Genomic DNA, 26,607 nt, shown 5'->3' with positions numbered 1-26,607 from the left:
GCTGTCTCCGCCGCGCCCACCTGTCGAATCGGCGGTCGGCGGGTCGAACTGCGTCAGCGAGACGGCCCCGCCGGTGACGCCGAGTCCGGCGAGCACGGCCAGCGCGTCCCGTCGCGTCAGTCGCATTCGGCGGGAATTAGGTCAGCCTAATTATAGGGTTTGTCCTCTCACCCCACGCGGTCGAGAACGACGCCCGCGACGGCGCTGAGCGCGAGTATCGCGACGCCGACGAGTGTCAATCGGGGAACACGCATACCGCAGGGATGCGACTCGGCGATGGAAAAACGGGGTGTCGGTCGCGCTCAGTCCTGTCGCACGTCGTGTTCGAGGACGCCGACGCCCTCGACTTCGACCGCGACTCGGTCGCCGTCTTCCAGCGGGCCGACGCCCTCGGGCGTTCCGGTCGAGATGACGTCGCCGGGTTCGAGCGTCATGTAGGTCGTGATTTCGGCGACGAGGTCGGGAACCGAGAAGATGAGGTGTTCGATGCTGGAGTCCTGTCGCGTCTCGCCGTTCACGCGGAGCGAGATGCTCGCGTCCTCGGAGAGGTGGTCGGGGTCGGCGAGGACCGGTCCGAGCGGGGCGGAGCCGTCGAACGCTTTCCCGCGGACCCAGTTCGTCTCGATGTCCTGGTCGTCGCGGTTGGACACGTCGTTCATCACGGTGTAGCCCGCGATGACGTCCTCGGCGTCCTCGGGGGCGACGTTCCGGCACTGCTCGCCGATGACGACCGCGAGTTCGGCCTCGTGTTCGACGTTCTCCTTGCCCGCGGGGAGCGTGACGGTGTCGCCGTGGCCGGCGACCGCGTTCGGCGGCTTGAGGAACAGAAGCGGTCGGTCGGGGACCTCCTCGTCGCGCTCCTCGGCGTGCTTGGCGTAGTTGCGGCCGATACAGACGATTTTCGACGGCCCGCACGGGGGGAGCACCTCGACCTCGTCGAGGTCGTAGTCCTCGCCGCCGAACGAGACGGAATCGCCGTGCCACTCGCCGGTTCGGACTGCGCCCGCGGGGTCGCGGAATCGAACGTGATGCATGCCCCACGCCTCGGCGGGGGGCGTGATAGGCTTTTACATCGCGCGGGACGGCCGGTGACGTGAGACATTCTTGCACGATTCTCATCGCTTTTGTAGTCATGGGATGACGGACGTGTATCGGCCGCCCCGGACAGTTCGTTCGAGTGGACTCCGGCGGCCGATTTTACTGTCGAAATCGACGCGAGAGCGGCGGGGCTGTCCCGTCGAACGACACCGAGAGAACCCCGACGAGTGCGCCCGCCGAAAAGCGGTCACACCGCCCCCTGCGAATAACTTTTTGTGTATTTCGCATGTAACAACCGAGTGCTATGGAACTCACCTGGCACGGTCACTCGACGTGGTACGTCACGGTCGGAGACACCTCGCTTCTCATCGACCCCTTTTTCGACAACCCCGCCACGTCACTCGACCCGAGCGACGTGGAGACGCCGGACTACGTGCTTCTCACCCACGGGCACGCGGACCACATCGCCCACGCAGGCGAGTTCGACGGCGCGACGGTCGTCGGCACACCCGAACTCACCGGCTACGTCGAAGCCGAGATGGGCGTCGACGACACCATCGGGATGAACATCGGCGGGACGGTCGAACTCGGCGACGCGTTCGTCACGATGGTCCGCGCCGACCACACCAACGGCATCAACACCGGCTACGAGCACGAGGCCGGGATGCCCGGCGGCTACATGATCAGCGACACGGTGCCGACACAGGAGTCCGACGCCGACTCGACGACGTTCTATCACGCGGGCGACACGGGCCTCATGACCGACATGCGCGAGATTTTCGGCGCGTACTTCGAGCCCGACGCGGCCGCGCTCCCCGTCGGCGACCACTACACCATGGGGCCGTGGCAGGGCGCCGTCGCCGCCGACTGGCTCGGCGTCGACCACGTCTTCCCGATGCACTACAACACGTTCCCGGCCATCGAAATCGACGTGCGCGACTTCGAGCGCGAGGTCAAGGCCGCCGGCGCTCAGGCCGAAGTCCACGCCCTCGACGGTGACGAGTCGTTCACGCTCGAATAACCCAGCGCCCCGGTCGGCGACGACCCCTCTCGGGTCGGCGCCCGTGCACACCGTTGTCCTATTGAGCAACTTTTAGGGTCGGTCGCTCCCTCGTCTGAAATGAATGTCCGACATCCAGACCTCTACTGTCAGTGAGGACGGTTTCGCATGCACGAGCCAGGTCGGCGACTTCGACCTCCAGATCGACGCCACCGACGAGACGGGTCCGAACCCGAACGCCGCGCTCGTCGCGACGTACGCCTCCTGTTTCCTCCCCGCGTTCCGCGTCGGCGGTCAGAAGACGGGCTTCGACGACCTCGGTAAGGTCCAGATCGACGCCGACGCCGACCTCGACGACGGCGACGACCTCACGAGCATCAGCTTCGACGTCTACGTGGAGTCCGACCTCTCGGACGACGAGTTCGCCGAGATCACGGAACTCGCCGAGGACATCTGCCACGTCCACGACGCCCTCCGCGACGAGCTGCAGGCCGACGTGACCGTCGTCGGCGACGCGTTCTAAGCGTCGCTCGCGGCTCGCGCCGACACGTATCCATTCTTTTCGCAGAAATCGACGCCGCCAGCGACGGGTGTCGCGGCGGACGCTGAACCGCGCCCGCCGGGTCAGTAGCGGCGCTTCTTATAGCTTCGAAGACTCATAGCCTCGCCTTCCACGATGATAACCTCGCGGTCTTGGGGGTCCGATTCGACGACGTCGTCGACCTGTTCGCGGAAGTACGGGCTGTTCGGCTCTTCCATACCACTCCCTTCGTCGCCCCTAATAAAAATCTTTGTCAGACATTCTCACACTCGATATCGTGTGAGCCGTTCGGCGAATCAGTCGTCGGCGGCCGCTGCGGCCGGTTCGTGGCTGATTTCGGTGCCGAGCACGTCGAGGAACGCCGCCAGCCACTCGGGGTGGTCGGGCCACGCCTGTCCGGTGACGAGGTTGCCGTCGACGGTCACCTCGTCGACCCACGAACAGCCCGCGCGCTCGACTTCCGCGCGGACGGCGGGGTAGGCGGTCATCTCGTAGCCGTCGAGGACGCCCGCGGCGGCGAGAATCTGCGGGCCGTGGCAGATTGCGGCGACCGGCTTCCCCTCGTCGAAGAAGTGCCGGACGGCGTCCAGCACCTCGTCGTAGCCGCGGAGGTACTCCGGCGCGCGGCCGCCGGGGACGACGAGCGCGTCGTAGTCGGCGGGGTCCACGTCGGCGAACGTCGCGTTCAGCGCGAAGTCGTGGCCGCGGGTCTCCAGATACGTCTGATCGCCGCGGAAGTCGTGGACGGCGGTCTTACACCGGTCGCCGTCCTCCTTTTCGGGACACACCGCGTGGACCTCGTGGCCGACCATCTGGAGCGCCTGAAACGGTACCATAATCTCGTAGTCCTCGACGAAGTCGCCGGCGAGGAGCAGAATCTTCTTTCCGGACATGGGCTTCACCCGACCAGTAGTTGTCGCGTCAGAACGATAATGATTGTGCAGGAGGAGATAGCGACGGCACCGGCGTCAACGTCTGGCCGCGAGAGCGGCTGACGCCGCCTACTTCGAGACGATGCGCCCGATGTCGCCGAGGCCGTCGAGGACGAAGTCGGGTTCGTAGTCGCTCGCCGCGAGCGCCGCGTCGTCGGTCACGCCGGTTCGGACCAGCGCGGTCCCCATACCCGCGTCGAGGCCGAACGCGATATCGGTGTCGAGGCGGTCGCCGACGATGAGCACCTCCTCGGGCGGCAGGCCGAGTCTGTCGAGGACGTACTTCTGGGCGACCCGCGAGGGCTTGCCGAGAATCGCGTCGGGGTCGCGCTCGGCGACGCCCGCGACGGCGTTGATAATCGCGCCCGACCCGGGGATGTCGCCGTCGGCGGTCGGGATGATGACGTCGGGGTCGGTGCCGTAGAAGGCGGCCCCGGACCGGAGCGCGCTGTTGGCGTCGCGGAGGTCGTCGTAGTCGAACTCGCGGTCGATGGCGACGACGACGACTTCGGGCCCGTCGCCCGGCCCGACGAGTTCGAGGCCGGCGTCTCGAAGCTGGTCGCGGAAGCCCGACTCGCCGATGCAGAAGGTCCGCGCGCCGGGATGTCTGTCGGCGAGGTACGCCGTGGTGGTCGTGCCGGAGGTGACGACTTCGTCGGCGCGCGCGTCGATGCCGGCCCGGCGGAGCCGCGCCTCGTAGCGACGGGCGCTTTCGTCGGGTTGTTCGAGACGAACAGCCGGTCGAGCCCGGCGGCGTCGACGGCGGCGAGGCCGTCGAGCGCGCCCGGAATCGCTTCGTCACCGCGAACGACGGTTCCGTCGACGTCGAGAACCACTCCTCTGTAGTCCATCGTCCTCGGTAGGGAACCGGGGCTGTTGAACGTTCGCCCGAGAGAACCGTTATGTTCCACGGTGGCATATGTCACTGTATGGATGTCTCTTCGAAGCGGCTGGTCGGGTGGCTCCGCGGCCCGGCGACCGGCAACAGCCCCATCGGCGTCTACGGGCTCGTGACCGCGATGGTCGCGGTGTTTCTGACCTACTCCATCGTGGCCACGGTCTCCGTCGTCGGCCCGTTGCTGTCGACGACGGCCCTCCTCCTCCTGTCGGTCGGCGTGTGGCTCGCGACGTGGGCGGTCCTCGACGTCGTCGCCAGTCGGACGCTCCGGGAGTCGGAGGGCTGAACCGTCGGTTCCGGGGTTGCGGCGGAACCGTCACAGAACCAAAGACCAATATGCGCGTCGCCCCACTCGTCTACCGTGACGAACACGCAGCTGACACTCGTCCAAATCGACAACTACGGGCCGTGGACGGTCACTCCGGACCCGCGGCGGGAGATGGACCTCCAGACGCTCCAGTCGCGGCTCTTCGCCGACTTGGCCCAGTTCGTCGGCGCTCGCGACGGGTACGCGTTTTTCACCCGGTTCGACAACATGGTCGCGGTCACGAACGGGCTCGACCGCGACGACCACGAACTGCTGCAGGAGTCTATCGGAAACCGCTATCCCGTAACGCTCAGTCTCGGTATCGGCGCCGACCGGTCGCCCGCAGTCGCGCTCGAACGCGCCACCGACCGCATCCAGCGCGTCGGGAGCGCACAGGACGGCGACCGCCGCGAAGTGCTCTCCGGGGAGACGCTCGCGGACGCCGACCGCTCGGGAACCGACCTCCAAATCGCGCACTTCGACGTGAACGACGCGACGGGCAAGTACACCGACCGCCTCAACGAGTTCGACACGTTCATCCACATCGAACAGGGCTACGCGTCGCTCATGCGCCACCTGCGCGAGGAACACGGCGCGCTGTCGTTCTTCGTCGGCGGCGACAACATCATCTCGGTCACGCCCGACCTCACAGAAGACCAGTACCGCGCCGCCATCGACCACGTCGAGGCCGAGGCGGACGTGGAACTCAAAGTCGGCGTCGGCACGGCGTCGAACGCCCACGAGGCCGGCTTCGCGGCGAAGCACGCGCTCGAAGACTGCCGCCACCGCGGCACGACCGTCGAGTTCGCCGACGCCGCCGTCGAGACCGCAGACGACTGAGCGATGGAGGGTCGCGCGGTCTACTTCGTGGCCCCCGAACGCGTCGAGGTCCGCGAGCGCGACGTCCCCGCACCCGGCCCCGGCGAGGTCCGGGTCCGCACGCTGACCTCCGCCGTGAGTTCCGGAACCGAACGGCTCGTCTACCGCGGCGAGGCCCCGACCGACCTCGCCGCCGACGAGTCGATCGCGGCGCTCGACGGCGACCTCTCGTTTCCGCTCCGCTACGGCTACGCCGCCGTCGGCGAAATCGAGGCCGTCGGCGACGGCGTGCCCGACTCACGGCTCGGAAGCCGCGTCTTCGCGTTCAACCCCCACGAGAGCCGCTTTCTCGCGTCCCCGTCGGAACTCATCACCGTCCCCGACGACGTGCCCGACGAGCGCGCCGCCCTCCTGCCGACGATGGAGACCGCGCTCAACTTCGTGATGGACGGTCGGCCGCTCATCGGCGAGCACGTCGTCGTCTTCGGACAGGGCGTCGTCGGGCTCGTGACCACCGCGCTCCTCGCGGCGTTCCCGCTCGGCAGCCTGACCGCGGTCGATTGTGTGGCCGAGCGCCGGGCCATCGCCGAGAGCCTCGGTGCCGACGAGGCCGTCCACCCCGAGTCGCTGGACGCGCCCGCAGACGGGGCCGACCTGACGCTCGAACTCTCGGGCGACCCCGACGCGCTCGACGACGCGCTGTCGGTGACGCGGTACGACGGCCGGGTCGTCGTCGGGTCGTGGTACGGCACCAAGCCCGCCACGCTCGACCTCGGCGGGCGATTTCACCGCTCGCGCATCAGCGTCGAGAGCAGTCAGGTCAGCACCATCGACCCCGACCTCCGCGGGCGCTGGGACGCCGACCGCCGCTTTTCGTTGGCGTGGGACCACCTCGAAGACCTCCCGCTCGACCCGCTCGTGACCCATCGAATCGACGTCGACGAAGCCGCGCGGGCCTACCGACTCCTCGAAGACGCCCCCGACGAGGCCGTCCAAATCCTCTTTACCTACCGGAACTGTTGACAGTTCATGTACCGCGTCTCGGTCCGCAGGGACCTCATCGCCCAGCACTACCTGACGGTTCCGAACCCCGGCCCGGAGGGTGAGCTGCACTCCCACGCGTTCACCGTCGAGGTCGAACTCTCGGGGCCGGAGCTCGACGAGTACGGCTACCTCGTCGACATCGACGACGTGAAGGCCGCGCTGGACGCGACGCTGTCCCGCTACCGCGACGAGACGATGAACGAGCTCGTGGAGTTCGCGGGGGAGAACCCGAGCGTCGAGCGGTTCGCCCGCGAGGTGTGCGAGCGGTTCGTCGAGGCGGCCTCTCTCGACGCACCCCAACACGTCTCGGTCCGCGTCTGGGAGGACGACGTGGCGAGCGCGACCTACGAGACCCCGCTCTGACGTGCGGGTCGGAATCGTCGTCTACGGCCCGCTCGACGGTCGCTCCGGCGGCTATCGCTACGACTCCGAACTCGTCCGCGGACTCCGCGCCGCCGGCGACGACGTGACCGTCGTCTCGCTCCCCGAGCGGCCGTACCGAACGAGACTCCGAGACAACCTCACCGCCGTCCGCCGCCTCCGGAGCCTCGACGCCGACGTGCTCCTACAGGACGAACTGTGTCACCCCTCGCTCGTCGGCGCGAACGCCCTGCTCGCCGACGGCGTCCCGGTCGTCTCGGTCGTCCACCACCTCCACTCGCTGGAGCGGTTTCGGTGGTGGCGACGACGCGCCAGACGCGCCGTCGAGAGCCGGTATCTCCGCTCCGCCGACGCATTCGTGTTCAACAGCGAGACGACGAAACGGACGGTCGCGGCCGTCACCGACCCCGAACCGAGCGTCGTGGCGCACCCGGCCGGCGACCGCTTTTCGTCGTTCGGCGCGCCCCTCGGCGACGACGAGATACGGGCGCGCGCCGCCGACGGCCCGCTCCGAATCGTCACGGTCTGCAACCTCGAACCGCGGAAGAACGTCGACGGCCTGCTCCGCGGCCTCGCCCGCGTCCGCGGCGACTGGGAGCTAACCGTCGTCGGCGCGCCGGTCGACGGCGATTACGCCGACTCCCTCTCGACGCTCGCCGTTGACCGCGGCATCGACGACCGCGTGACCTTCGCGGGCCGGCTCTCGGACGCCGACCTCGCGGCGACGCTCCGGGAGTCCCACCTGTTCGCGCTCCCCTCGCACTACGAGGGGTTCGGCATCGCCGCGGTCGAGGCGATGGGGTTCGGCCTCCCGGCGCTCGTCTCGTCGGCCGGCGGCGCGGGCGAACTCGTCGCGCACCGCGAGAACGGCTTCCTCGTGGACCCGACCGACTCGGCCGAGATCACCGACGCGGTGGCCCCGCTGTGTCGGAATCGGCGGCGACTGCAGTCGCTGTCGCTTTCGGCCCGCGACCGATTCCTCGCGCACCCGACGTGGGACGAGACGGCGGCGACGATTCGCTCGTTCCTGCTCGATATCGTTGGGGATGCAGACGCGGCGTCGCATCCGAACCGCGATTAGCCGCCGGCGGGCGTAGGACCGCCACCGCCGCCACCACCGTCGGCATCGACGGTTTCTCCGACCTGCGTGTAAACGAGGAAGAGCCCGACCGCGCCGAGTGCGGTCGCGGCCACGAAGGGGACCGCGAAGCCGAAGCCGACGAGGACGCCCGAGAACAGCGCGCCGATGGCGACGCCGAGGCCGAACCCCATCGTGAGAATCGAGAGCGTCGACCCCGACTGGCCCGCCTTGGCGAGGTCGCCCGCGAGGGCGAGCGAGGGGGCGAAGACGGCCGCGACCGCGACGCCCTGCAGGAACCGCGCGAGAATCATCAGCCCCGGCGTCTGGACGAACCCCTGTGCGAGCGTCGTCGGCAACAGGAGGACGAAGCCGCCGACGAGGAACGGCCGCCGCCCGTAGCGGTCGCTCAGTCGGCCGATGGGGTACTGGAAGACCACGTTGGCGAGGACCGTCGCGCCGAACTGCACCGAAAACAGGAACGTCCCCTGGTCGAGGCGCTCGTTGATGACGTTGGCCAGCGGGGCGTACATGGCGATGCTCAGCGCCATCACGACGGTGGCGACGCCGAGGGCGAACACCGGGTCGAGGCCTGACCCGTCTGGGTTCCGCACCGAAAGCGAGATGTCGTCGGCCGCCTCGCTGTCGGTCCGTTCGGGGTCCTCGATGAGCAGTACGATGAGGACGAAACTGACCGCCGCGCCGCCGACGGCGACGAGGAACGCGGCGTCGAAGCCGGAGAGTCCGACGCCGGCGACCGAGTAGGGGCCGGCGGTGACTACGCCGCCGGCGACGAGCGGGCCGGTCCCGAAGCCGAGCAGTCGGAAGGTGTTGAACAGGCCGAAGTTGCCGCCGCGTTCGTCTTCCCCGGAGAGTTCGTTCACGAGCGCCACCGTGACCGGGATGGTAAACGCCGCACCGATGCCCTGCAACGCGCGCATGACGAGTATCGAGCCGTAGTCCGCGAACACGAGGTAGCCGGCGCTCCCGACGGCGACGAGCGCGAGACCGGTCAGGAGAAAGACCCGCCGCCGTCCCGTCCGGTCCGACAGCGACCCCGTGAACGGCTGGCTCAAGCTGTTGAGAAAGCCGAAAAGCGAGAGCACGACGCCGATGAGGAGCTCGGTCGAGAGGGGCAACTCGACGGGGCCGAGCGGGAGCGTCGTCCCGACGAACGACGGCATCGACACCAACTGGCTCCCGATGTACAACGGGAGGACGACGACCAGAAACGAGTTGGCGAGGGCGTCGACCATCCGGGCCAGCGCGAGCGCGAGAATCCGCGTGTCGACGTTCGGGCGCATCGTCGCCCGCTACGGCCCTCCGGCGTATCAAGCTACGCGCCCCAGCGGGCCTCGCCGCGAGGTACGCGGACGCCGGTCGTGCTGGCGTGGCCCCGACCTCAGTCGCGGTCGGCCCGGACCCACTCTTGGAGCGTGAAGCCCTCGTAGTCGGTCTCGGCGTCGAGTGCCCACTCGTCGTCGTCCCACTCGGGATAGAACGCGTCGCCCTCGTACTCGCCGGGGACGCGGCTCAGCACCATCCGGTCGAGGTGGGGCTGGAACAGCGCGTAGATGGCGGCGCCGCCGATAACGTAGGCCGTCTCCGCGCCCAGCGACTCCGCGATGTCGACCGCGTCCTCGACGCTCGCCGCGCGGTGGGCGGTGTCGACCGCGAAGGACCGTTCGCTTCGACTCATGACGATTTGGGCGCTCCCCGGCAGGTCGTCGCGCATCGACTCGAACGTCGTCCGGCCGAGGACGACCGGGTCGTCGGCGATGCGGGCGCGGTACTGCGCTTTGTCGGCGGGAATGCTCGGCCACGGGAGTTCGCCGTCGCGGCCGATGACGCGGTTCTCGGCGAGCGCGGCGACAGAGACGAGTTCCATCACTCACCCCTCGGGCGCGGGAGAGAAAATCGTTGTGCAGCGGCGACGTCGCCGCGGTCGGCGGGGCCCCGACGCGACCGCCCCGGCACTCAGCCGCTCCGGTCGACGATGCGCCGGCAGTCCTCGATGAACCAAAGCAGGTCGGTCCCCGCGTCGGTTCCGACACTGATGATGATTCGCTCCGTCTCGGAGAAGGGAAACTGCAGGACGAACGCGTTCTCGTAGTAGTAGACGACGGCGCGGCGCTCGCCGGCGGGCGGCGAGTCGACGCTGGGAGCCGAAAGCGGCGTTTCGACCCGGAGGTCGGAGACGACGTCGGCCAGCGTCCGTTCGGTGTACCGCTCCGAGAGGTCGTCGCGGATGTATTCCAGCTCGTACCCGTCGCCGTCGGCGATGACGACCGTCCGAAGTTCGTCGCCGATGCGCCTGCTCAGGTACTCGGCGAGTCGATGCGCTGTGTCCCGTACCATACCGCGCCGTCACCCCGAGCGGCTATAATTGATTGGTATTTTTGTGGTAATTTCTTCCGGGTCGGGCGCCAATTCTTTTCAAACGAGCGATAGAGGTTGCGACGCATGGAGAAACAGTCGCGGAATCTCCGCCGTGACGGCGCGTTGGTTCTCGTCGGACCCGCGGGACTGGTTGCGCTCAGCGTGTCGGTTCCGGCGGACTCGGTCGCTGGCGCGGCCGGGGTTCTCCGGGGCGCGCTCCTCGGTGGGTTCGTTTCGGTGATGGCGTCCGGCGTCTTCCGCGTGGACGACGAACAGGCGCTTCGCTTGGTGGTCGTCGTGGCCGCGGGCGTCGCGCTGGGTTCCCTCGCGCTTCTCCTGTGAGTACGGGTTTGTGAGTCTCGTGGGGACCGTCTCCCGAGTGGGAGAGAACCCACGCGAGAGCGTCGCTACTCCGTGTTAAAACCCTGCGTTAGAATTGACATTAAGTGCCCCGGGGGATTCGACGTTCTAATCTCCGGTTTTGTCGCACTCTCGCGTCTCTTCTTTCGAATGAGAGAAACTGGGCGAATGAACGAATCCTAGCGCAGTCTGTCGATTAGCGAGATGAGCGAATCAGTTAGATCGAGCCTGTCGAAGTCATTAGGAACTGACAGAGATCACGTGACTCGGACAGAGAGATGTGTTCAGCACGGTCCGCTCATTCAGTTTAAGAATGCTCGATTGAATCAACCGGTAGATAGGTGTGCAGAACGGGACAGTCTGATCAATGTCTGTACAATGATGGGTCAATTCAGAAGAAGTATTACCACTACCTCGGCCGAAGGTCATCTCAGGGGGTACTCATCAAAATGCTCGACTACTTACCGCACGTTGTTGACGTTGCGCTCAGTTCTGAGCTAGGCGCTATGGCCTTAGAACTAGCCAACGTTGGCGTCGTCTTCACTGCACTGTTCAAACGAACAACTGAGTAAATCAGACCACGGGCGCAGCGTGGTAATTCGGGGAACACCCGCCAACACAGACGCACTGCAATCTCCGCCGTTGTCGAGCGGAGGTCCCGTGGACTCATTTTAGCGCGTAGAGAGTGAGAGACGGCCAGTAATTAGCTATTCATGACCGGTCGGAAGATGCGGAAGGTTTGGATGGGAGCCACGGTCAAGATCGTTGAAGAATACGAGTGCGAACACCTGACCTTCGCCAAGCCCTCAAAGCTAGCTTAGCTGGTCAATCCGAGGTGTTCCCCGAAGACCCTGATTGTGTAGATCAGGCCAGCATCAGGCGCCTTGGCCTCGTTAAACATTCTGCGTACCAAGTTCCGACCTTCCCAAGGCTCAGAGGTAGGTCGTTCTTTGGTGTACTTGAATCCTTCAGCGGTGTTGATGCCAGGTATGTCAGGCGATATTTTTGGTAGTTGGTAGGGTGGGGCTTTTTGTACCTCTGCCTTGCCCATCTCTTCTGTTTCCATTGGCATCGTGATTTGTTGTCTGCGGCGGACATCGTCTATCTGGCTGTGCAGGTCTTGGATGTAGTCTTCGGTGCTGTTGTGGAACAGTACGGTATTTTCTGCGTTGTGGAACTGTGTTTGGTTGAATTGATTGACAATCTCTTGGCTTTTGATGAGGACTTGTTGCTTGTGGTTTGATTTGAGGTTGTAGATTTGGGGATCGTAAAGCAGAAGCAGTTGGTCCGGGCTTATCGGGCAGAAGATTTGGAGGCCTCTGTTGCCTAGTCCCGCTACTATTCCGTAATTGGGTTTGTAGCAGGGGTTGTCGAAGACGATTGGGGAATCAGAGATTATGAACTCTTGGTCGGTGAGGTTGCACAGCATCACCGCTTCCAAGTCCTTGATTGCGTGGTATCCGAAGATTCCAAGCCCGATGACGTAGTGATGGGTCCCGAGTAAAGAGGCGTCAACCATTGTGTCCACTCTCTCTTCCGGTGTGAGTTCTGGATCCCAGGTAATCAGATCCTCGTACCGGTCGTGTTCAAAGTCATCTTTTATTGCGTCTCGCAGGAAGTCCTCGCCGGCACGGATATCTTCTTTTGTGGCCTTGGTACGGGAGCGCTGTGTAGTAATGAAGGACAGCAGTAGTTTGATCTGTTGCGGGGAAAGATCAGTGAGGTTGTCCTTGCCTCGGAGTTCGCTGACAGGGTTCGCGTGGTATCCGTCTATGTGCTGGAGTTCGGCTTCGACTACTGGAGGGTCACCGTAGAAGTAGTTGCGGGAGCAGATAGAGGAGATGTGTTCTGGGAAGGATTCGCCTTTTGACAGGGGGAGTGCGTTTGTTATCTCGTTGTCGGCCCAAGCTCGGAGGTAGTGCTCGGGGACGTAGTGCTGGTTCTTCCGCTCAGGCATTCTTTCTGCTGTTATGCAAGGATTTCACAGTATAAATGCCCTTGCTACAGCATACCCCTGTTCTGAGGATTCAATTCTCTCATACTGGGAACCTGTTAGTAACCGACTCGCGCCCTCTATTCAACACGGCATCAACAAACTATCATCAACTGAGATTTCAACAGAGCCGTCAGGGGTGCTATGTGGCTACGTCCATAGGCTTATGGCTATGGAGGGAACAACATAGGATGCGGATGGCGTCCTACATCACGATTGCAGACTGGAAGGCTGTCAAAGACGACTACGTCGTCAATGTGACCATCCGCCAAACGGAGGACGAAAAGTGTCCTAGTGGGTGGGACTACAGACTCCATCTCGGCAAGATTGCTGGGGACACCATCCTCCGGTACGACAACGCCCACGAACGGACGAAAGGTCATGAGAGACATGCCGGGTCCGAAGTCGAGATAATCGACTTCCCTGGGATGCTGACGCTCTACGACCGATTCAAACAAGAGGCCGAGGAGATGTCGTCCATCTCTTGGGACTGGGAAACGTGAGAAATCACGGAGAGGAGACAAACATGACGAAGCTCAAAGTGACGGTTGGAGAGGGGAACAACCTCGACAAAAGTACGAGACAGCGGCTCAAGGCGGCTCAAGCAGGCGAAGAACTCGAAGACGCTCAGCCGGTGCTGAACTTCGACTCGTTCGCAGAACTCAGTCGACTGCTCAGCCCGAAGAACCTCGAACTGCTAGAGGCAATCTCCGAGTCCGAGCCAGACAGCATCCGCGAAGCCGCGGAGTTGGTGAATCGTGACTACAAGCAGGTTCACCGGAACCTGACTGAGCTGGCCGACATCGGTGTCATCGACTTCGAAGGCGGTGGGCCGGGACTCCCGAAGAAACCAGTATTAGCCTACGACGGCCTCGAAATCGACCTTCCGTTCAAGGACTCGAACAACAACATCGGTGCCGCCGCCCCGTAGCCTGTGAGAATCGCGGCTCGACGAGCCGATACCGGGTCCCTCGCGTCGCGACTTCTTGTTCGATGAGTCGGTACCGTTCGAGCGCCCCGAGATACCGACGACGGGTCACCTTCGACTTCGGTGCGACTTCGAAGCCGTCGACGCGCTAAATCTGGTCGGCTTCAGCGCGTTCTCCCGCGCGCTTCGAGGGCGCGAGACTCACGCGGAATCACCGCCTGAGAGAGGGACTAACGTAAGGTGAGCGCGGCTGCTCTCCTCTTTTATTACTCCCTGCGAAAGGATTAAGGTTAGAGTGGGGCCGGAGGGATTTGAACCCCCGATCGACTGATATCTCCGGTGGGCACCTCGGAACTCCAGAGGGTCGTCAACACGACCGATGATCAGTCGGTCGCTCAGTATATCAGCTGGAGTGTCGTCCCGGGCGCCAAGCCTCTGGAGTCAGTCGCCATGCCGGGCTTGGCCACAGCCCCGATTCGTGCTGTCTGCACTCTCTCGTATGGCGATTTTTCTTAAAGGGGTTTCGATTCTACTCGTCGCGGTCGTCGTCGGCCCAGTCGCACTCCTGGCACTTGTAGGCCGTCACGAACTCCGTCACGCTCGGCATGTAGCCCACCTGGATGACGTTCTCGCCGCACTCCGGGCAGTCGAAGTCGGCGTCCTGAATCGGCTCGGCGTCCATCGGGCGCTCGCCCTCGACGAGTTCGGCGAGCGTCTCGGGCGTGACCATCCGTCCTTGTACGACGCGGTTGCTCATACCCGTGCAACCGTCCCGAAGTAAGTAAGCCCTCCGCCAGCGGTCGGCGTCGGTTTCGGGTTCGACGCCGCCGATGCCTGCGAGGCCGCGCCCCGGGTCGACTCGGGGCGTCGCAACCGTCACGGTCCGGGTGCGCGGGCCGTCGCACTCCACGAGGAGGACGGACTGCCACCGGCCGAGGTCGAGGTCGCCGTCCGCGACGGGTATCGAGACGCCGTTGCCGACGAGGAGCGCCCGGAGGTGCGAGTCGGCGTTCCCGTCGAGGTCGTCGTGGTCCCAGCCGTCGTCGGGGACCGCCTCGGCGAGCATCGATTCGATATCGCCGAGCAGTCGCGGTTCGGATTCGTTGACGCAGACGCCGGCGGTGGTGTGTTTCGAAAAGACCGTACAGACGCCGTCTGAGTCGGAGGCAAGCGCCGTTTCGACCTCGTCGGTCACGTCGACGACCTGAAGCCGGCGCTCGGTTCGGATATCGAAGCTCCGTCGCATGCGACGGGGTTCGTCGGCCGGGAGAAAAAGTCGCCCGGCGGGTTACAGCCAGGGCGCGCGGGACTCCTCTTCGCCGGGGTAGCCGTACCCCGGACCGGAGCCGTCGTCGTCGGTCTCGTCCGCGCCGTCGTCGACCAGGGCGTCGTAGTCCTCGGTCAGGTCGCCGTCGTCACCGCCGTCTGCGACCGCCCCGTTCGCGTTGGGCGCTGGGCGTGGCCGACTCGGTGGCGGAGGCGTCGTCGACGAACTCGTCGAGGTCCGCGTCGTCGGAGCCGGGGTCGAACGCGAACAGCGCGGTGACGGCGAGGACGCCGAGTGCGACGGGTGCCTGCGTCGGCATCAGGCCGAGCACTTCGAGCGCCAGCATGCCGAGTGCGACCGAGCTACCGAAGCGGAAGAGGTCGATGTCGACGTTGCCGCGGAGTTGCGGGGCGAACAGCGCGACCGCCCCGGCGAACCCGACGCCGGTACCGGCCGCCGCGCCGGCGCTGAGGAGGCGCACCGGGTTAGCGGTGAGCAGGTTCGTGTCGGGGCTGATGAGAGCTTCGATGCCGGAGGGGTTGAAGCTCGCAACGAGGCCGAGGCCGACGATGACGCTCGGCGACGGGAGGTACTCGCCGACCTTCGAGGAGGCCGTCTTCGCCGCCACGGCGAGGATGACGAGGCCGGCGAACCGGTGGAACCGCTCGAAGTACAGGACCTCCGCGATGACCTCCGCGAGGGCGGCCTCGGCGACCGCGACGGGGATGAGCAGCGCGCCGAGCAGGAGGATGGACGTGAGCTGTTCGCGGCGCGTGCCGTCCATCTCGGCGAGGATGACCGCGACCGTCGCGGAGCCGCCGAAGATGAGCAGGCCGGTCTGGAGGATGCCCGTAATCGAGGGGTCGCCCGCGGTGGTCGTCAGCGCCCCCGCGATGATGAGCGCGGGGAAGATGCCGTCGATGAGGGGCAGCCCCATGACGGTTGCGAGCAGTCGGGTGGCACCCCCGACCTGCTGCTCAAGGCGAAGGGCGACTGGGTGGCGTGAGACACTCATTCGATGTTACTGGCCGTCACCATGGCCCAAGCGGCGATAGGGACGCAATTCGGACAGCGGGGTGCGGGCGCTCCGCACGCGAAGCCCATTTCGTCCGATATTGAACTCCCGTTTAAATGTCTGCCACATCGCTGTAAAGAGAATGCCGGAGTCGGAGGTCGTTTGACCGGCAATGCGCGATGCGGCGGGACGCGTGGAGTCCATACGAGATTACAATAGGACAGGAGTATTAAACGTTGTGTGGGATACGACCGCATGCAACACAGAAATTTCTGCTTTATTTATAAGCGTCGCTGAAGATTCGTCGGATATACTCTGAAATCTCGGAAATGTTGGGATACACATTCGTGAACATGGTGATTATTCACGATAGTATTGCCATTCGGTACACCATGACGAGGAACGGGTGCCTCGGCAGTCGTGCCGGCGTATCCAGTCGACGCGGCCACGGCCGCGTGTTCCGATTGTGCGCCTCGCCCGCCGACGCGGCGGCCGCGTAAGCACACACGTGTACATATTGACGCGTAGTTTGCGATACATCGACACGCCCGTGCTATCTCGCAACCCTTTTGTCGTCGCCGCAACCACGCTTGATATGGCGAACGACGTTCCTGACCGAGAACCCTTCACCGAGAAGCTACGGGTACCCGAATCCCTCACATTCGACGACGTGCTGCTCCGCCCGATGGAGAGCCGCGTCGAACCCGACGACGCCGACGTGTCGACGCGCGTCTCGAAGAACGTCGAACTCAACATTCCCATCCTCTCTGCGGCGATGGACACCGTCACCGAAAGCGGGATGGCTATCGGGATGGCCCGCGAGGGCGGCCTCGGCGTGCTCCACCGCAACATGAACGCCGAGCAGATGGTCCGCGAGATCGAGCGCGTCAAGCGCGCCGACGAACTCGTCATCCGCCGCGAGGACGTGGTCACGGCCAACCCCGGCCAGACCATCAGCGAGGTCGACGAGATGATGGAGCGCGCCGGCGTCTCCGGCGCGCCCGTCGTCGACGACGACGACGTGGTCCTCGGCATTATCTCCGGCACGGACATCCGCCCATACCTCGAAGTCGGCGAGTCCGACGAGGTCGGCGAGGCCATGACGGACGAGGTCATCACGGCCGAACGCGACGTGACCGCCCGCGACGCGCTCGAACTCATGTACGACCACAAGATAGAGCGCGTCCCCATCGTCGACGACGACAGCCGCCTCGTCGGCCTCGTCACGATGCAGGGCATCCTCCAGCGCCGCGAACACGAGAACGCCGCCCGCGACGACGACGGCCGCCTCGTCTGCGGCGTCGCCGTCGGCCCGTTCGACGACGAGCGCGCGCAGATGGCCGACGACGCCGGCGTCGACGTCATCTTCATCGACTGCGCCCACGCGCACAACCTCAACGTCATCGACACCGCCCGCGACATCAAGGAGTCCGTCGAGGCGGACGTCGTCGTCGGGAACGTCGGCACGCGCGAGGCCGCGGCCGAACTCGTCGACTTCGCGGACGGCATCAAGGTCGGCATCGGCCCCGGTTCCATCTGTACGACCCGCGTCGTCTCCGGCTCCGGCATGCCCCAGATTTCGGCCGTTGCGGAGGTCGCCGACGTCGCCGCCGACTACGACATCCCGGTCATCGCCGACGGCGGCATCCGCTACTCCGGCGACGCCATCAAGGCGGTCGCCGCCGGTGCCGACGCCGTCATGCTCGGCTCCTACTTCGCCGGCACCGACGAGGCACCCGGCCGCGTCATCACGATGAACGGCAAGAAGTACAAACAGTACCGCGGCATGGGTTCGGTCGGCGCGATGCAGTCCGGCGGTGCCGACCGCTACCTCAAAGAGGACAACGAAGACGAGGAGTACGTCCCCGAGGGCGTCGAGGCCGCGACGCCGTACAAGGGCTCGCTCGCGTCCGAACTCCACCAACTCGTCGGCGGCATGCAGTCCGGCATGGGCTACGTCGGCGCGGAGACCATCCCCGGGGTCAAAGAGCGCGCCCGCTTCGTCCGCGTCTCGGCCGCCGGCCAGACCGAGGGCCACCCCCACGACGTGATGATCACCGACGAAGCGCCGAACTACAGTCCGAGCGAGTAACGCGTTCTCGCGTTTCTCCGGTCTCTCTCGTCTCTACCGTCTCTGCTCCGATTTCACCGCGCTCCGGCCGTGATTCCCGAACGCCGGCGTTTTTCTGGGACACCGCTCGGGGTCCCGCCGCGCTCACCCTCGCGTCGCATTCGCAATCTAACGACTCGACTCCCGGAACGACCGCGGGACGAGAACATGCGATAATTAATAGGGATGTATGTCGTCCGTCTACAAGCGATGGATACCGCGGAGCTACGCACCGCACTTCGGAACGCCGGGTTGTCACAGTATCAGGCGGAAGCCTACGTCGCGCTCCTCCAACTCGGAGCGGCGAGCGCGACCGAACTCGCCGACGCCTGCGCCGTGCCGACCGCCCGTATCTACGATGTTCTCCGCGACCTCGAAGCGAAAGGCTACATCGAGACGTACGAACAGGACAGTCTGCACGCGCGGGCGTGCGACCCGAAATCCGTGATGGAGGACCTCAAGAACCGCGCCGTCCAACTGGACGAAGCGGCGGAGGAAATCGAGACGCGCTGGCAACAGCCCGCGGTCGACCGGCACATGCTGAGCATCGTCAAACGCTTCGAGACGGTGTTCAGCCGGGCCGAAGAGATGATTCGGGAGGCGGACGGCGAGGTCCAACTGTCCGTCACCCCCGAGCAGTTCGACGAGCTCAAGCCGGCGCTCGCGGAGGCGTACGAGAACGGCGCGCTGGTGAAGATCGTGCTCCACCCCGATCGGACCGACGAACTCGAACCGGTCGCACGGCGGGAGTACCGCGGGGTCGCCACGGAGGTCAGACACCGGACGCTGCCGACGCCGTTCGTCGCCATCGTCGACCGGACGGGCGCGTGTTTCGCGCCGCACGACAACTCGGTGAACCAGTACGGCGTCCTCGTCGACGACTACACGCTGGCGTACGTCTTCCACTGGTACTTCCAGACGGCGCTGTGGGAGGTCTGGGACGTCGTCTACGACGCCCAGACCGACGAACCGCCGATAGTGTACTCCGACATCAGACACTTCGTTCAGGACGCGGAACCGCTCGTCCGCGACGGGAACCGAATCGTCGCCCACATCAAGGGCTACGAGACCGACGAGCGCGACCCCATCGAGTTCACCGGCGAAGTGACGGACGTGTACTACACGGCGGTCTCCACGCCGACGGACACGTTGTCGTTTTCCGAACTCGCGGGACAGGTCTGTCTCACCGTCGAGACCGACGGGGAGACCTACACCGTCGGCGGGTGGGGTGCGGTGTTGGAAGACGTCGAGGCGAACCGCATCACTATCGAGTCGATTTCGGGGACACCTGACGGGTAGTATCTGTTCGGTTCGCCGGAATGTATAACAACTCCGGGGGGTAATTAGTGCCCACAAGTGCGGTTTCGGACGGCGTTAGACAAGAGGTATTTTGATATACCACTGCACGACATTGAGTTTCGTGAGCGTCCCCGGAACACCACTACAATACCAATGAGCGCAGAACAGCCACTGGTGCTCATCGTTGAAGATGAGCCTGACCTCGCCGACCTGTACGCAACCTGGCTTAGGAACGACTACAGCGTTCGTGTCGCCTACGGCGGCCGCGAGGCGCTCGATAAGCTCGACGACGAGGTTGACGTTGTTCTCCTCGACCGTCGAATGCCCGACCTCTCGGGCGACGAGGCGCTCTCGGAGATCCGGGACCGTGGCTTCGAGTGCCGCGTCGCGATGGTGACCGCGGTCGAACCCGACTTCGACATCATCGCGATGGGCTTCGACGACTATCTCGTTAAGCCAGTCTCGCGCGAAGCGCTGACCGAGACGGTCTCTAACCTCATCTTGCGAAACGCCTACGACGTGGGTATTCAGGACCTGTTTTCCCTCGCGTCGAAGAAGGCGCTGTTAGAGTCCGAAAAGGACGAGGCTGCGCTCGAAGAAAACGAGGAGTACCAGCGGCTCACCGCCCGTCTGAACGAGCTACGGCGCGAGCTCGACGAGACGCTCGGCCAGCTCGACGAGACCGAAGGAATCTCCGCGGTGTACCGGGACATCGGCGGCGAAGCCGATATCGACAACTGAACGAGCCCGCCCGTTTCGGACGCCGACCGTTCTCTCTGTCTCCCGTCTTCGTCGGTTAACGGGCCGTTTTTCGTACCCGGCGGGTCGTTTCTCGCACTCACACGGGGACCGTTCGTCTGATTGACGATTACTTGCGAGTCCCGCCCACTTAATTCATTTAATTTCATATCAGATATACACGAAAAATTATATTTTGAGCTCGCTCCTTGAGGTAACTGCACATGTCCGACGACAGCAACCAGATGGTCGCGTACCTTCGTCAGAACCCCCGCATGATGGGCGTCCTGTTCACGCTCGCGCTCCTGCTCTCACAGGCCGGCAGCGTGGCGGCCGGAAACACGGGTGTCATCTACGGCCCGTAATTACGGGAGGAATTCACAGTTCCAGTAGACGTCATCGTCATAGATGACGGGAATTTGTTCTAGCGCGAGAAACTCTCGAAGCTCGTTTTCTGTGAGCTTGATATCCGAAAGGTCCTGCGAAGACAGATAGTACTCGTTCGTCCCGGGTAACGCAGGGATGATAAGTGAACCGGGGCCGCACCGTGATGTCAGATACGACTCGTACGAGAGACTGTACTCGTCACCCGATAGCTGGGCCACTTCACAGAGCACCGCGACCCCGCTCTCAGTTTGCACGACCGACAGCCCGCCGTCCCCGACGACGCCGTACTGGTGTGCCACGTCGCTGTCGATTCGGACCACCTCCAGCGACGCCTGTAGCGGGAACCCCCCGTTGAGGAGGCGAGCCAGCGTGCGCCCCACGCCGACCGCCTGACTGTTGACGACCTCGCTGAACGTGACGATGCCGCCGATTGCGCCGGCCTCGACGAGCGCCAGCCCCTGGTCGTACGACTGACACGCGTTGAGGAAAAACGCCCCCGTGCCGACGGTGTCGAGCGTCTCCGCGTCGACCCTGCCGTCGCGGCACTGGAAGCCGTCGTCGTCGATGTGACCGATGTAGTGGAGGAAGTCGGTCGGCTCCGCGAGCGTCTCCCGAAGCGCCGCCCCGCTGAGGTCGTAGTGGGCGTCGACGTCGAACGACAGTCCGTCGCGCGAGCCGTACACCTCGTCGACGATATCCGTCTCGGCGAGCATCTCGGGGTCGTTACAGACGACCGTGATACCGATGTCACCCTGCGTCGGCTCCCGCTGAAGGCGGTTCCGGTAGGCGGCGGGCGTGGTCTTGCTCGCGCCGACGGGCGTCCCGTCGCTGATCCACGCCTGCTCGACCGAATCGGTCGAACTGGGTTTGACGTACGTCTCGCTCGGCGTCGTCGTGCCCGCGCTCCTGACGACGTCGCCGTCGCCGTCGTCCCTGAGAAAGTCGTCGACGACCGCCGCCTGAACCGCCGAGTGGTGAACCTCGGTTCCCGACGGCGTCCGGACGACCGCGAGGTCGTTCGTGACGAATGGGAGAAGCTCGATGTTGTCGGCCCGGGGCGCGACGTGCGTCGTCAGTTTCCACTCCGGGAGGAGGTCGGCGATCCGCTCGTAGGGAATCTCGAAGTACGCCGAGAGCCGTTCGCCGAGCGACGCGTCGTACAACTCCTTGACCTCGATGTCCGTCCGCGATTCGACGGTCTGGCGCTCGTGGAGCGGCACGTCGTAGATGCCCTCCGTCCGAACGACGCAGTCGAGGAAGAACGTCCGCTTGAGCGCGCGCGCGACCGCCTCCTCGAAGCCGTGGGGGCCGTCGAAGTCGTGGACGAACCCGCTTTCGGCGACGAGTCGCGGGGCGTCACCGGGGACGAGCCGCGCGCCGAGGTAGTACGCCAGCGGCGTCGCCACGAACACGTGGCGAAGCGTCGGCGGGAGTTCGATGCGGACGCCGGTCTCGGGGACGTCGAGCGCTTCGGGGACGGCGAGTTCGTCGCCCAGTTCGAGAAGCGGCGGGTGGCCCCGGAGCGTCGGGTACGACCGCTCGACGCTCGTGGTCTTGAGCGCGGAACTGAACGCCGAGACGGCCGCCATCACGTCGAGCGGGTCGTCGGTCGTCGTAATCGTCGCCGCCGGGCTCTCGTGGGACGACCGCGCGCCGACGGACACCGGCTGCGGGTCCTCGAAGGAGAGCACGGTTTCGAACGGTCGCGCGTCGACGGTCAGCGGTCCGTCGGCCCGGAGGTACGTCTTGACCGCGCCGAAGAGTTCGATGCTGTACGTTCCCGCCCCGAGTTCCTCGCGCCCCTGTTGGTCGACCTGCGCGAGCATCGATCCCGCCTCGTCGCGGACGCAGACGACCGTGTTCGCCGCCAGCCCGATGCGGCCGGTCTCGATGCGGACCGCGGCGTCCGTCGGAAGCGAGAACCGACGGCGGTCGGTGGGTTCCGGCGCGACCGGCGACGGCGTGCGGAGCACGAACTGGTGGCGTTCCACGTTGTCCCGAACGACCAACCCCGTTCCTTCTGAAGGGAGCGAAAAGCCGACTTCCAGCGTGGAAGACGCGTCAGCCCGCTCGCCCTGCCCGGGCGGTTCCATTGTGTCTATGTGACACGATTAAGGTGAAAAACGTACTGGTCGCGAGAAGTTCACGACTCCAACGGAAACCAGCCGGACGAGACGTCTTTCCGCCGGAGACACCACCGCTGGCGGGCCTCGGAACCCTCGACGTCGAGTTCGACGACGGCGTCGAACAGCGGTTCGAGCAGCCGGTTGACCTCGTCTTCGCGGTCACCGGGTGACCAGACGTGGACCATCCCGTCTCGCGCGCGAACGTGGGTGGTCATGACGTGGAGGAACCGAAACACGTGGTCTCGGTCGTACCGCGAGAGGAGCGACGGGAGACAGTCGAACGCGACGCGGAGTTCGGCCGGAGAGAGCCCGCCGGCGAGCGTGTCGAACTCGGTCACGTCGTTGGCGAGTTCCGCGCCGAGTCGGCCGAGGCCGCCGTCGATCCAGCGCTCGCAGGTGTCGTCCGCACTCGGCACGGCGGCGGCCGGCGACGGCGATGCCGCCGCGCTCCGTTCGAGCGTCGCGTACCGAACCACGCGCGTCCACTCCGCGGAGCGTTCGACGCCGGGATCGAGCCGGTCGTCGAGCGGCGTCGAACCGTTGAGAACCAGTAGACGACGCCGCGGCTCGTCGGGAGCGCCGAGCATCTGCTTGGACGCACGCGAGTAGAGTTCGGTCGGAACCGATCCAACGACGAGGAGCGCACTCCCCCGTCGCTTGAGGTCGTCCAACCCGAGTTGGAACGTGGACGTGTCCTCCGTCACGGCGGTGTCCGTGTCACCTCCCGAAACCATTCGTATCGAACGACGAAACCACATTTAATAAGACTTTGCGTGTTGGTCCCCCGAGATGTGCCAACAGTGGTCGGCACCGATGACACACTCCGCCCGGCGGCGTCAACGGCCGTTCGAACGGCCGAGTCGCCGTGTCCGCTTCGCCCGGACTACTCGGTGGCACGGACCGTCAACACGGGGACCGGCGCGGTCCGGACCACGCGCTCCGTCACGCTCCCGAGGAGCACGCGTTCGACGCCCGTCCGCCCGTGGGTCGCCATCGCGATGACCGCCACGCCGTGTTCGGTCGCGTAGTCGAGGATGGCGCCGTGCGGCGCGCCCCGACGCACGGCCCCGACCGTCTCGATACCGCGGCTCTCGCCGCGTGCTGTGACCTCATCGACGACGCGTTTGCCCTCCCGTTCCAGCGTTTCGAGGACCGGCCCGCCGACGATACCCGCGTTGTCCCGCGTGGTGTTCACGACGAACAGCACGTGGACCGTCGCGTCGTACCGCTCGGCGAGGTCGAACACGTGCGGCGCCGCCTGTTCGGCCGTCGGACTCCCGTCGACGGGGAGCAGGATCTCGTCGTACATCGCTGAACGTACGCGCCCCAACCGTGTGAATGATTCGCATACTTTGGTGCGGCGCTCGTTCGGGAAAAAGGGGGTGCGGGTGTCGTCCGGTCGGCTCAGTCGCTGACGTACGCTTCGATGCGGTCCATCGCCTCGCGGAGTTCGCGCATCCCCGTCGCGTAGGAGACGCGGAGGTGGCCCGCGCCGCCCTCGCCGAAGACGCTTCCGGGGACGAGCGCGACGTTCTGTTCTTCGAGGAGGCCCTCGGCGAACGCCTCGTCGTCGCCGTCGGGGGCCTCGGGGAAGACGTAGAACGCGCCCTTCGCCTCGAAGCAGTCGAGTCCCATCTCCTCGAAGCGGGCGAGGACGAACCGCCGGCGGCGGTCGTACTCGCGGCGCATCTCCTCGACGGAGTCGTCGCAGGACCGCAGGGCTTCGAGCGCCGCGTACTGCGCCGTCGTGGGCGCCGACAGCATCGCGTACTGGTGGACCTTGTTCATCGCGTCGATGGCTCCCGCCGGAGCCATGGCGTAGCCGAGGCGCAGGCCGGTCATCGCGTAGGCCTTCGAGAAGCCGTTGAACACGATGGTCCGCTCGCGCATCCCGGGCTGGGTGGCGATGGAGGCGTGGTCGTCCTCGTACCGGAGGTCCGAGTAGATTTCGTCGGAGAGCACGACGAGGTCGTGGTCCCTGACGAACGAGGCCACGTCGGCGAGTTCGTCGTCGGTCATCACCGCGCCGGTCGGGTTGTTCGGGTAGCAAAGCACCAACACGTCGGCCTCGTCGGCCCCGGCGGCTTCGAGCGCCTCGGGAGTGAGCTTGAACTCGTCTTCGGCGCGGGTCGGAACCGGTAGCGGCTCGCCGCCGGCGAAGATGGCCCCCGGCGTGTACGAGATGTACGACGGCTGGGGAATCGCCACCACGTCGCCGGGGTCGACGAACGCCCGGAACGCGAGGTCGACGGCCTCGCTCGCGCCCGTCGTGACGATTATCTCGTCTTCGGGGTCGTACTCCTGCCCGTAGCGGGTGACGCGCTCCGAGATGGCCTCGCGGAGTTCGCGCATCCCGCGGTTCGACGTGTAGGAGGTCTTGCCGCGTTCGAGCGAGTCGATGGCGGCGGTCCGAGCGGCCCACGGCGCGGAGAAGTCGGGTTCGCCGACGCCGAGGGAGATGACGTCGTCGACCTCCTCGGCGAGCTCGAAGAACTTCCGAATGCCCGACGGCGGCACCTGTTCGACGCGGTCCGAGAGCTGGTCGCCGAGCGTCATGGCGACACAGACAGCCGGTCGTCGTCGTCGCCGTCGCCGAGTTCGATGCCCTCCTCCTTGTAGGAGTCCATCACGAAGTGCGTGACCGTCTTCGTGACCTCGGGGATGGGGGCGATGCGCTCGGAGACGAAGTTCGAGACGGCGTGCATCGACTCGCCTTCGACCTCGATGAAGAAGTCGTAGTCGCCGGAGACGAGTCTGAGCGTGGCGACCTCGGGGAACCGCGCGATGCGGCGGGCGATTTCTTCGTAGCCCGTCTCGCGGTCGAGCTCCACGTCGACTTCGACCTGCGCGCGAACGTGTTCCTCCTCGACGCTGTTCCAGTCGACGACCGCCTGATAGCCGCGGATGACCCCGTCGTCTTCGAGTTCTTCGAGCGCTGCTGCCACTGCTTCGGCGTCTGCGCCCAGCTGGCGGGCGATGTCATCTACGCTCTCGCGAGCGTCGTGACGCAGCAAGTCGAGCAGTGACTGCTTGTCCATGGAAGCCCCGTTGCGGGCATCCGTAAAATGATTTGCCCAACCGGGCGGAATTGTCGTGGTAAGCGGTACCGACACCCACGGACGGCGGCCTTAGTCGGCGGAACACTATTCCACCGCCGCCGGAAACGTGTCAGCCATGACCACCGAGTTCGATTGGCTCACCCTCGACGACGACGAAGAGGTGCTCTGGGCCGACACCCCGCATCCCTACAGCCTCGTGCCCTCCTTCATCGTCGGCGTCCCGCTCTCGCTCGTTCTCGTGGGTATTCCGCTCCTCGTCGGGTCGTACCTCTCGCACACGAACACGAACTACGTCGTCACCTCCGACGCGCTCTACCGGAAGTCGGGCGTCCTCTCCCGGAGCGTCCAGCGCATCGAGTTCGACAAGGTGCAGGACACCTCCTACAGCCAGACGTTCCTCGGCGCGCAGTTCGGCTACGGCTCCGTCAACATCAGCACGGCCGGCGGCAGCGGCATCGAGATGAGCTTCCAGAACGTCGCCGACCCGCAGTCGCTCCAGACGCTCGTCAACGAGCGAATCAAGCGCCGCTCCGGACCGGAGACCGACGCCGAGGGGAAGGCGGCCGTCCTCGACGACATCCTGACCGAACTCCGCGCGATTCGGCGGGCCGTCGAGGGTGAGGGGGAGGCGGCCGGGGGCGACGACGCGCCCGACGGGGACGGAACCGACTCCGACTCCGACGCCTCGCCCGACGCGCTCGAACCGAGCGACTTCGAGTTCGACGCGACGACCGACGAGCGATGACGACCGACTCAGCGACCGACTCGGAGACCGTCGCGGCCGTCGACGACTGGCTGGCCCGCGGCGACGACGAGACCGTCCGCTGGGCGGGTCGCCCGCGGATACAGACCGTCATCCCCGCCGCGGTCGTCGGAGCCGCGATCGCCGTCGTCTCGGCCGCCGTGGC

General features: G+C 65.4%; 29 protein-coding genes, 1 tRNA gene and 5 pseudogenes. 16 read left to right on the top strand and 19 right to left on the bottom strand.

What is annotated here, in order from left to right; genetic code table 11:
- Positions 1-126 (bottom strand): annotated as a pseudogene (locus ATB1_RS23280) (gluconate 2-dehydrogenase subunit 3 family protein); the annotation flags it as partial.
- 176 nt (positions 127-302) lie between these two features.
- The gene (locus ATB1_RS11575) at positions 303-1,034 is read right to left on the bottom strand and encodes a fumarylacetoacetate hydrolase family protein (protein WP_042663862.1); all 732 of its coding nucleotides are present in this window, start codon (positions 1,032-1,034) and stop codon (positions 303-305) included.
- Positions 1,035-1,342: 308 nt separating this feature from the next.
- Between ATB1_RS11575 and ATB1_RS11570 the strand changes: the two genes are divergently transcribed.
- Complete coding sequence (locus ATB1_RS11570) at positions 1,343-2,059, top strand: metal-dependent hydrolase (RefSeq protein ID WP_042663861.1); 717 nt, start codon at positions 1,343-1,345, stop codon at positions 2,057-2,059.
- A gap of 103 nt (positions 2,060-2,162) precedes the next feature.
- Entirely contained in the window at positions 2,163-2,561 is a 399-nt protein-coding gene (locus tag ATB1_RS11565; protein ID WP_006600356.1) for an OsmC family protein, read from the top strand.
- Between the two features lie 101 nt (positions 2,562-2,662).
- Here the strand turns inward: ATB1_RS11565 and ATB1_RS23885 are convergent, their stop codons facing one another.
- The 3 genes and pseudogenes from ATB1_RS23885 to ATB1_RS11555 all read right to left on the bottom strand — a co-directional run bounded on the left by ATB1_RS23885 (position 2,663) and on the right by ATB1_RS11555 (position 4,362).
- Positions 2,663-2,797: a hypothetical protein gene (locus ATB1_RS23885; RefSeq protein ID WP_004968055.1), complete on the bottom strand. Its 135-nt coding sequence runs from the start codon at positions 2,795-2,797 to the stop codon at positions 2,663-2,665.
- Between the two features lie 78 nt (positions 2,798-2,875).
- Complete coding sequence (locus tag ATB1_RS11560; RefSeq protein ID WP_042663859.1) at positions 2,876-3,472, bottom strand: DJ-1/PfpI family protein; 597 nt, start codon at positions 3,470-3,472, stop codon at positions 2,876-2,878.
- Positions 3,473-3,580: 108 nt separating this feature from the next.
- A pseudogene (locus ATB1_RS11555) lies at positions 3,581-4,362 on the bottom strand (HAD-IIA family hydrolase).
- A 78-nt stretch (positions 4,363-4,440) separates the two neighbouring features.
- On the opposite strand from ATB1_RS11555, the gene ATB1_RS11550 reads away from it, so the two are divergent.
- From ATB1_RS11550 to ATB1_RS11530, 5 genes are all read left to right on the top strand, one after another.
- Complete coding sequence (locus ATB1_RS11550) at positions 4,441-4,695, top strand: hypothetical protein (RefSeq protein ID WP_042663858.1); 255 nt, start codon at positions 4,441-4,443, stop codon at positions 4,693-4,695.
- 75 nt (positions 4,696-4,770) lie between these two features.
- Positions 4,771-5,556 (top strand): GTP cyclohydrolase III, encoded by a 786-nt coding sequence (locus ATB1_RS11545; protein ID WP_042663856.1) that lies wholly within the window; start codon positions 4,771-4,773, stop codon positions 5,554-5,556.
- 3 nt (positions 5,557-5,559) lie between these two features.
- The gene (locus tag ATB1_RS11540; RefSeq protein WP_042663855.1) at positions 5,560-6,558 is read left to right on the top strand and encodes a zinc-binding dehydrogenase; all 999 of its coding nucleotides are present in this window, start codon (positions 5,560-5,562) and stop codon (positions 6,556-6,558) included.
- Between the two features lie 6 nt (positions 6,559-6,564).
- Positions 6,565-6,942 carry a 6-carboxytetrahydropterin synthase gene (locus tag ATB1_RS11535; RefSeq protein ID WP_042663854.1) on the top strand — a complete coding sequence of 126 codons (378 nt, stop codon included), beginning with the start codon at positions 6,565-6,567 and terminating at the stop codon, positions 6,940-6,942.
- A 1-nt stretch (position 6,943) separates the two neighbouring features.
- On the top strand, positions 6,944-8,041 hold the full coding sequence (locus ATB1_RS11530) for a glycosyltransferase family 4 protein (protein ID WP_042663853.1): 1,098 nt from the start codon (positions 6,944-6,946) through the stop codon (positions 8,039-8,041).
- Here the strand turns inward: ATB1_RS11530 and ATB1_RS11525 are convergent.
- From ATB1_RS11525 to ATB1_RS11515, 3 genes are all read right to left on the bottom strand, one after another.
- A complete protein-coding gene (locus tag ATB1_RS11525) occupies positions 8,038-9,342 on the bottom strand; it encodes an MFS transporter (RefSeq protein WP_042663852.1) in 1,305 nt (434 codons plus the stop codon). The genes ATB1_RS11530 and ATB1_RS11525 overlap by 4 nt on opposite strands.
- A 98-nt stretch (positions 9,343-9,440) precedes the next feature.
- Positions 9,441-9,926, bottom strand: coding sequence for a dihydrofolate reductase HdrA (hdrA, locus tag ATB1_RS11520; RefSeq protein WP_042663851.1), 486 nt, complete (start codon positions 9,924-9,926; stop codon positions 9,441-9,443).
- 89 nt (positions 9,927-10,015) lie between these two features.
- Complete coding sequence (locus tag ATB1_RS11515; RefSeq protein ID WP_042663850.1) at positions 10,016-10,396, bottom strand: hypothetical protein; 381 nt, start codon at positions 10,394-10,396, stop codon at positions 10,016-10,018.
- A 105-nt stretch (positions 10,397-10,501) separates the two neighbouring features.
- On the opposite strand from ATB1_RS11515, the gene ATB1_RS11510 reads away from it, so the two are divergent.
- On the top strand, positions 10,502-10,759 hold the full coding sequence (locus ATB1_RS11510) for a hypothetical protein (RefSeq protein ID WP_042663849.1): 258 nt from the start codon (positions 10,502-10,504) through the stop codon (positions 10,757-10,759).
- An 835-nt stretch (positions 10,760-11,594) separates the two neighbouring features.
- On the opposite strand, the gene ATB1_RS11505 is transcribed toward ATB1_RS11510, so the two are convergent.
- Complete coding sequence (locus tag ATB1_RS11505; protein ID WP_042663847.1) at positions 11,595-12,734, bottom strand: DUF4238 domain-containing protein; 1,140 nt, start codon at positions 12,732-12,734, stop codon at positions 11,595-11,597.
- A gap of 233 nt (positions 12,735-12,967) precedes the next feature.
- Here ATB1_RS11505 and ATB1_RS11500 point away from each other — a divergent pair, with 233 nt between their 5' ends.
- Both ATB1_RS11500 and ATB1_RS11495 read left to right on the top strand, forming a co-directional pair.
- On the top strand, positions 12,968-13,273 hold the full coding sequence (locus tag ATB1_RS11500; RefSeq protein ID WP_042663867.1) for a DUF6516 family protein: 306 nt from the start codon (positions 12,968-12,970) through the stop codon (positions 13,271-13,273).
- A gap of 23 nt (positions 13,274-13,296) precedes the next feature.
- Complete coding sequence (locus ATB1_RS11495) at positions 13,297-13,701, top strand: hypothetical protein (RefSeq protein ID WP_042663846.1); 405 nt, start codon at positions 13,297-13,299, stop codon at positions 13,699-13,701.
- A gap of 293 nt (positions 13,702-13,994) precedes the next feature.
- On the opposite strand, the gene ATB1_RS22020 is transcribed toward ATB1_RS11495, so the two are convergent.
- The 5 genes and pseudogenes from ATB1_RS22020 to ATB1_RS20710 form a co-directional block, all read right to left on the bottom strand.
- A tRNA-Trp gene (locus ATB1_RS22020) sits at positions 13,995-14,171 on the bottom strand.
- A 56-nt stretch (positions 14,172-14,227) separates the two neighbouring features.
- Entirely contained in the window at positions 14,228-14,455 is a 228-nt protein-coding gene (locus ATB1_RS11490) for a DUF5795 family protein (RefSeq protein ID WP_013035372.1), read from the bottom strand.
- A 105-nt stretch (positions 14,456-14,560) separates the two neighbouring features.
- Positions 14,561-14,944: pseudogene (locus tag ATB1_RS11485) on the bottom strand (secondary thiamine-phosphate synthase enzyme YjbQ); the annotation flags it as partial.
- Positions 14,945-14,986: 42 nt separating this feature from the next.
- Positions 14,987-15,902 (bottom strand): annotated as a pseudogene (locus tag ATB1_RS11480) (DUF5794 domain-containing protein).
- Positions 15,903-15,986: 84 nt separating this feature from the next.
- The gene (locus ATB1_RS20710) at positions 15,987-16,184 is read right to left on the bottom strand and encodes a hypothetical protein (protein ID WP_081603265.1); all 198 of its coding nucleotides are present in this window, start codon (positions 16,182-16,184) and stop codon (positions 15,987-15,989) included.
- A 391-nt stretch (positions 16,185-16,575) separates the two neighbouring features.
- On the opposite strand from ATB1_RS20710, the gene guaB reads away from it, so the two are divergent.
- The 4 genes from guaB to ATB1_RS22430 all read left to right on the top strand — a co-directional run bounded on the left by guaB (position 16,576) and on the right by ATB1_RS22430 (position 20,492).
- A complete protein-coding gene (gene guaB / locus ATB1_RS11475) occupies positions 16,576-18,072 on the top strand; it encodes an IMP dehydrogenase (protein ID WP_042663845.1) in 1,497 nt (498 codons plus the stop codon).
- A gap of 228 nt (positions 18,073-18,300) precedes the next feature.
- Positions 18,301-19,389: a TrmB family transcriptional regulator gene (locus ATB1_RS11470; protein ID WP_042663843.1), complete on the top strand. Its 1,089-nt coding sequence runs from the start codon at positions 18,301-18,303 to the stop codon at positions 19,387-19,389.
- Between the two features lie 153 nt (positions 19,390-19,542).
- The gene (locus tag ATB1_RS11465; protein WP_042663842.1) at positions 19,543-20,130 is read left to right on the top strand and encodes a HalX domain-containing protein; all 588 of its coding nucleotides are present in this window, start codon (positions 19,543-19,545) and stop codon (positions 20,128-20,130) included.
- 221 nt (positions 20,131-20,351) lie between these two features.
- Positions 20,352-20,492, top strand: a complete 141-nt coding sequence (locus ATB1_RS22430; RefSeq protein WP_198526092.1) for a hypothetical protein — start codon at positions 20,352-20,354, stop codon at positions 20,490-20,492.
- On the opposite strand, the gene ATB1_RS11460 is transcribed toward ATB1_RS22430, so the two are convergent.
- From ATB1_RS11460 to ATB1_RS11440, 5 genes are all read right to left on the bottom strand, one after another.
- Positions 20,493-22,523 carry a hypothetical protein gene (locus ATB1_RS11460; RefSeq protein ID WP_042663864.1) on the bottom strand — a complete coding sequence of 677 codons (2,031 nt, stop codon included), beginning with the start codon at positions 22,521-22,523 and terminating at the stop codon, positions 20,493-20,495.
- A gap of 134 nt (positions 22,524-22,657) precedes the next feature.
- Positions 22,658-23,374 carry a hypothetical protein gene (locus tag ATB1_RS11455; RefSeq protein WP_042663841.1) on the bottom strand — a complete coding sequence of 239 codons (717 nt, stop codon included), beginning with the start codon at positions 23,372-23,374 and terminating at the stop codon, positions 22,658-22,660.
- Positions 23,375-23,523: 149 nt separating this feature from the next.
- Complete coding sequence (locus ATB1_RS11450; RefSeq protein ID WP_042663840.1) at positions 23,524-23,949, bottom strand: universal stress protein; 426 nt, start codon at positions 23,947-23,949, stop codon at positions 23,524-23,526.
- 95 nt (positions 23,950-24,044) lie between these two features.
- Positions 24,045-25,196 (bottom strand): pyridoxal phosphate-dependent aminotransferase, encoded by a 1,152-nt coding sequence (locus tag ATB1_RS11445; protein ID WP_042663839.1) that lies wholly within the window; start codon positions 25,194-25,196, stop codon positions 24,045-24,047.
- Positions 25,193-25,678 carry an Lrp/AsnC family transcriptional regulator gene (locus tag ATB1_RS11440; RefSeq protein WP_042663838.1) on the bottom strand — a complete coding sequence of 162 codons (486 nt, stop codon included), beginning with the start codon at positions 25,676-25,678 and terminating at the stop codon, positions 25,193-25,195. The genes ATB1_RS11445 and ATB1_RS11440 overlap by 4 nt, the downstream gene beginning before the upstream one ends.
- A 136-nt stretch (positions 25,679-25,814) precedes the next feature.
- Here ATB1_RS11440 and ATB1_RS11435 point away from each other — a divergent pair, with 136 nt between their 5' ends.
- Together ATB1_RS11435 and ATB1_RS24130 are read left to right on the top strand one after the other, a co-directional pair.
- Entirely contained in the window at positions 25,815-26,444 is a 630-nt protein-coding gene (locus tag ATB1_RS11435; RefSeq protein WP_042663836.1) for a PH domain-containing protein, read from the top strand.
- Positions 26,441-26,607, top strand: a pseudogene (locus tag ATB1_RS24130) (PH domain-containing protein); the annotation flags it as partial. The gene ATB1_RS11435 and the pseudogene ATB1_RS24130, both read left to right, overlap by 4 nt.

The sequence above is a fragment of the Haloferax sp. ATB1 genome, assembly GCF_000730175.1.
Note: the sequence above shows the minus strand (reverse complement) of the source record. Positions and strands in the feature narration are given on the sequence as shown.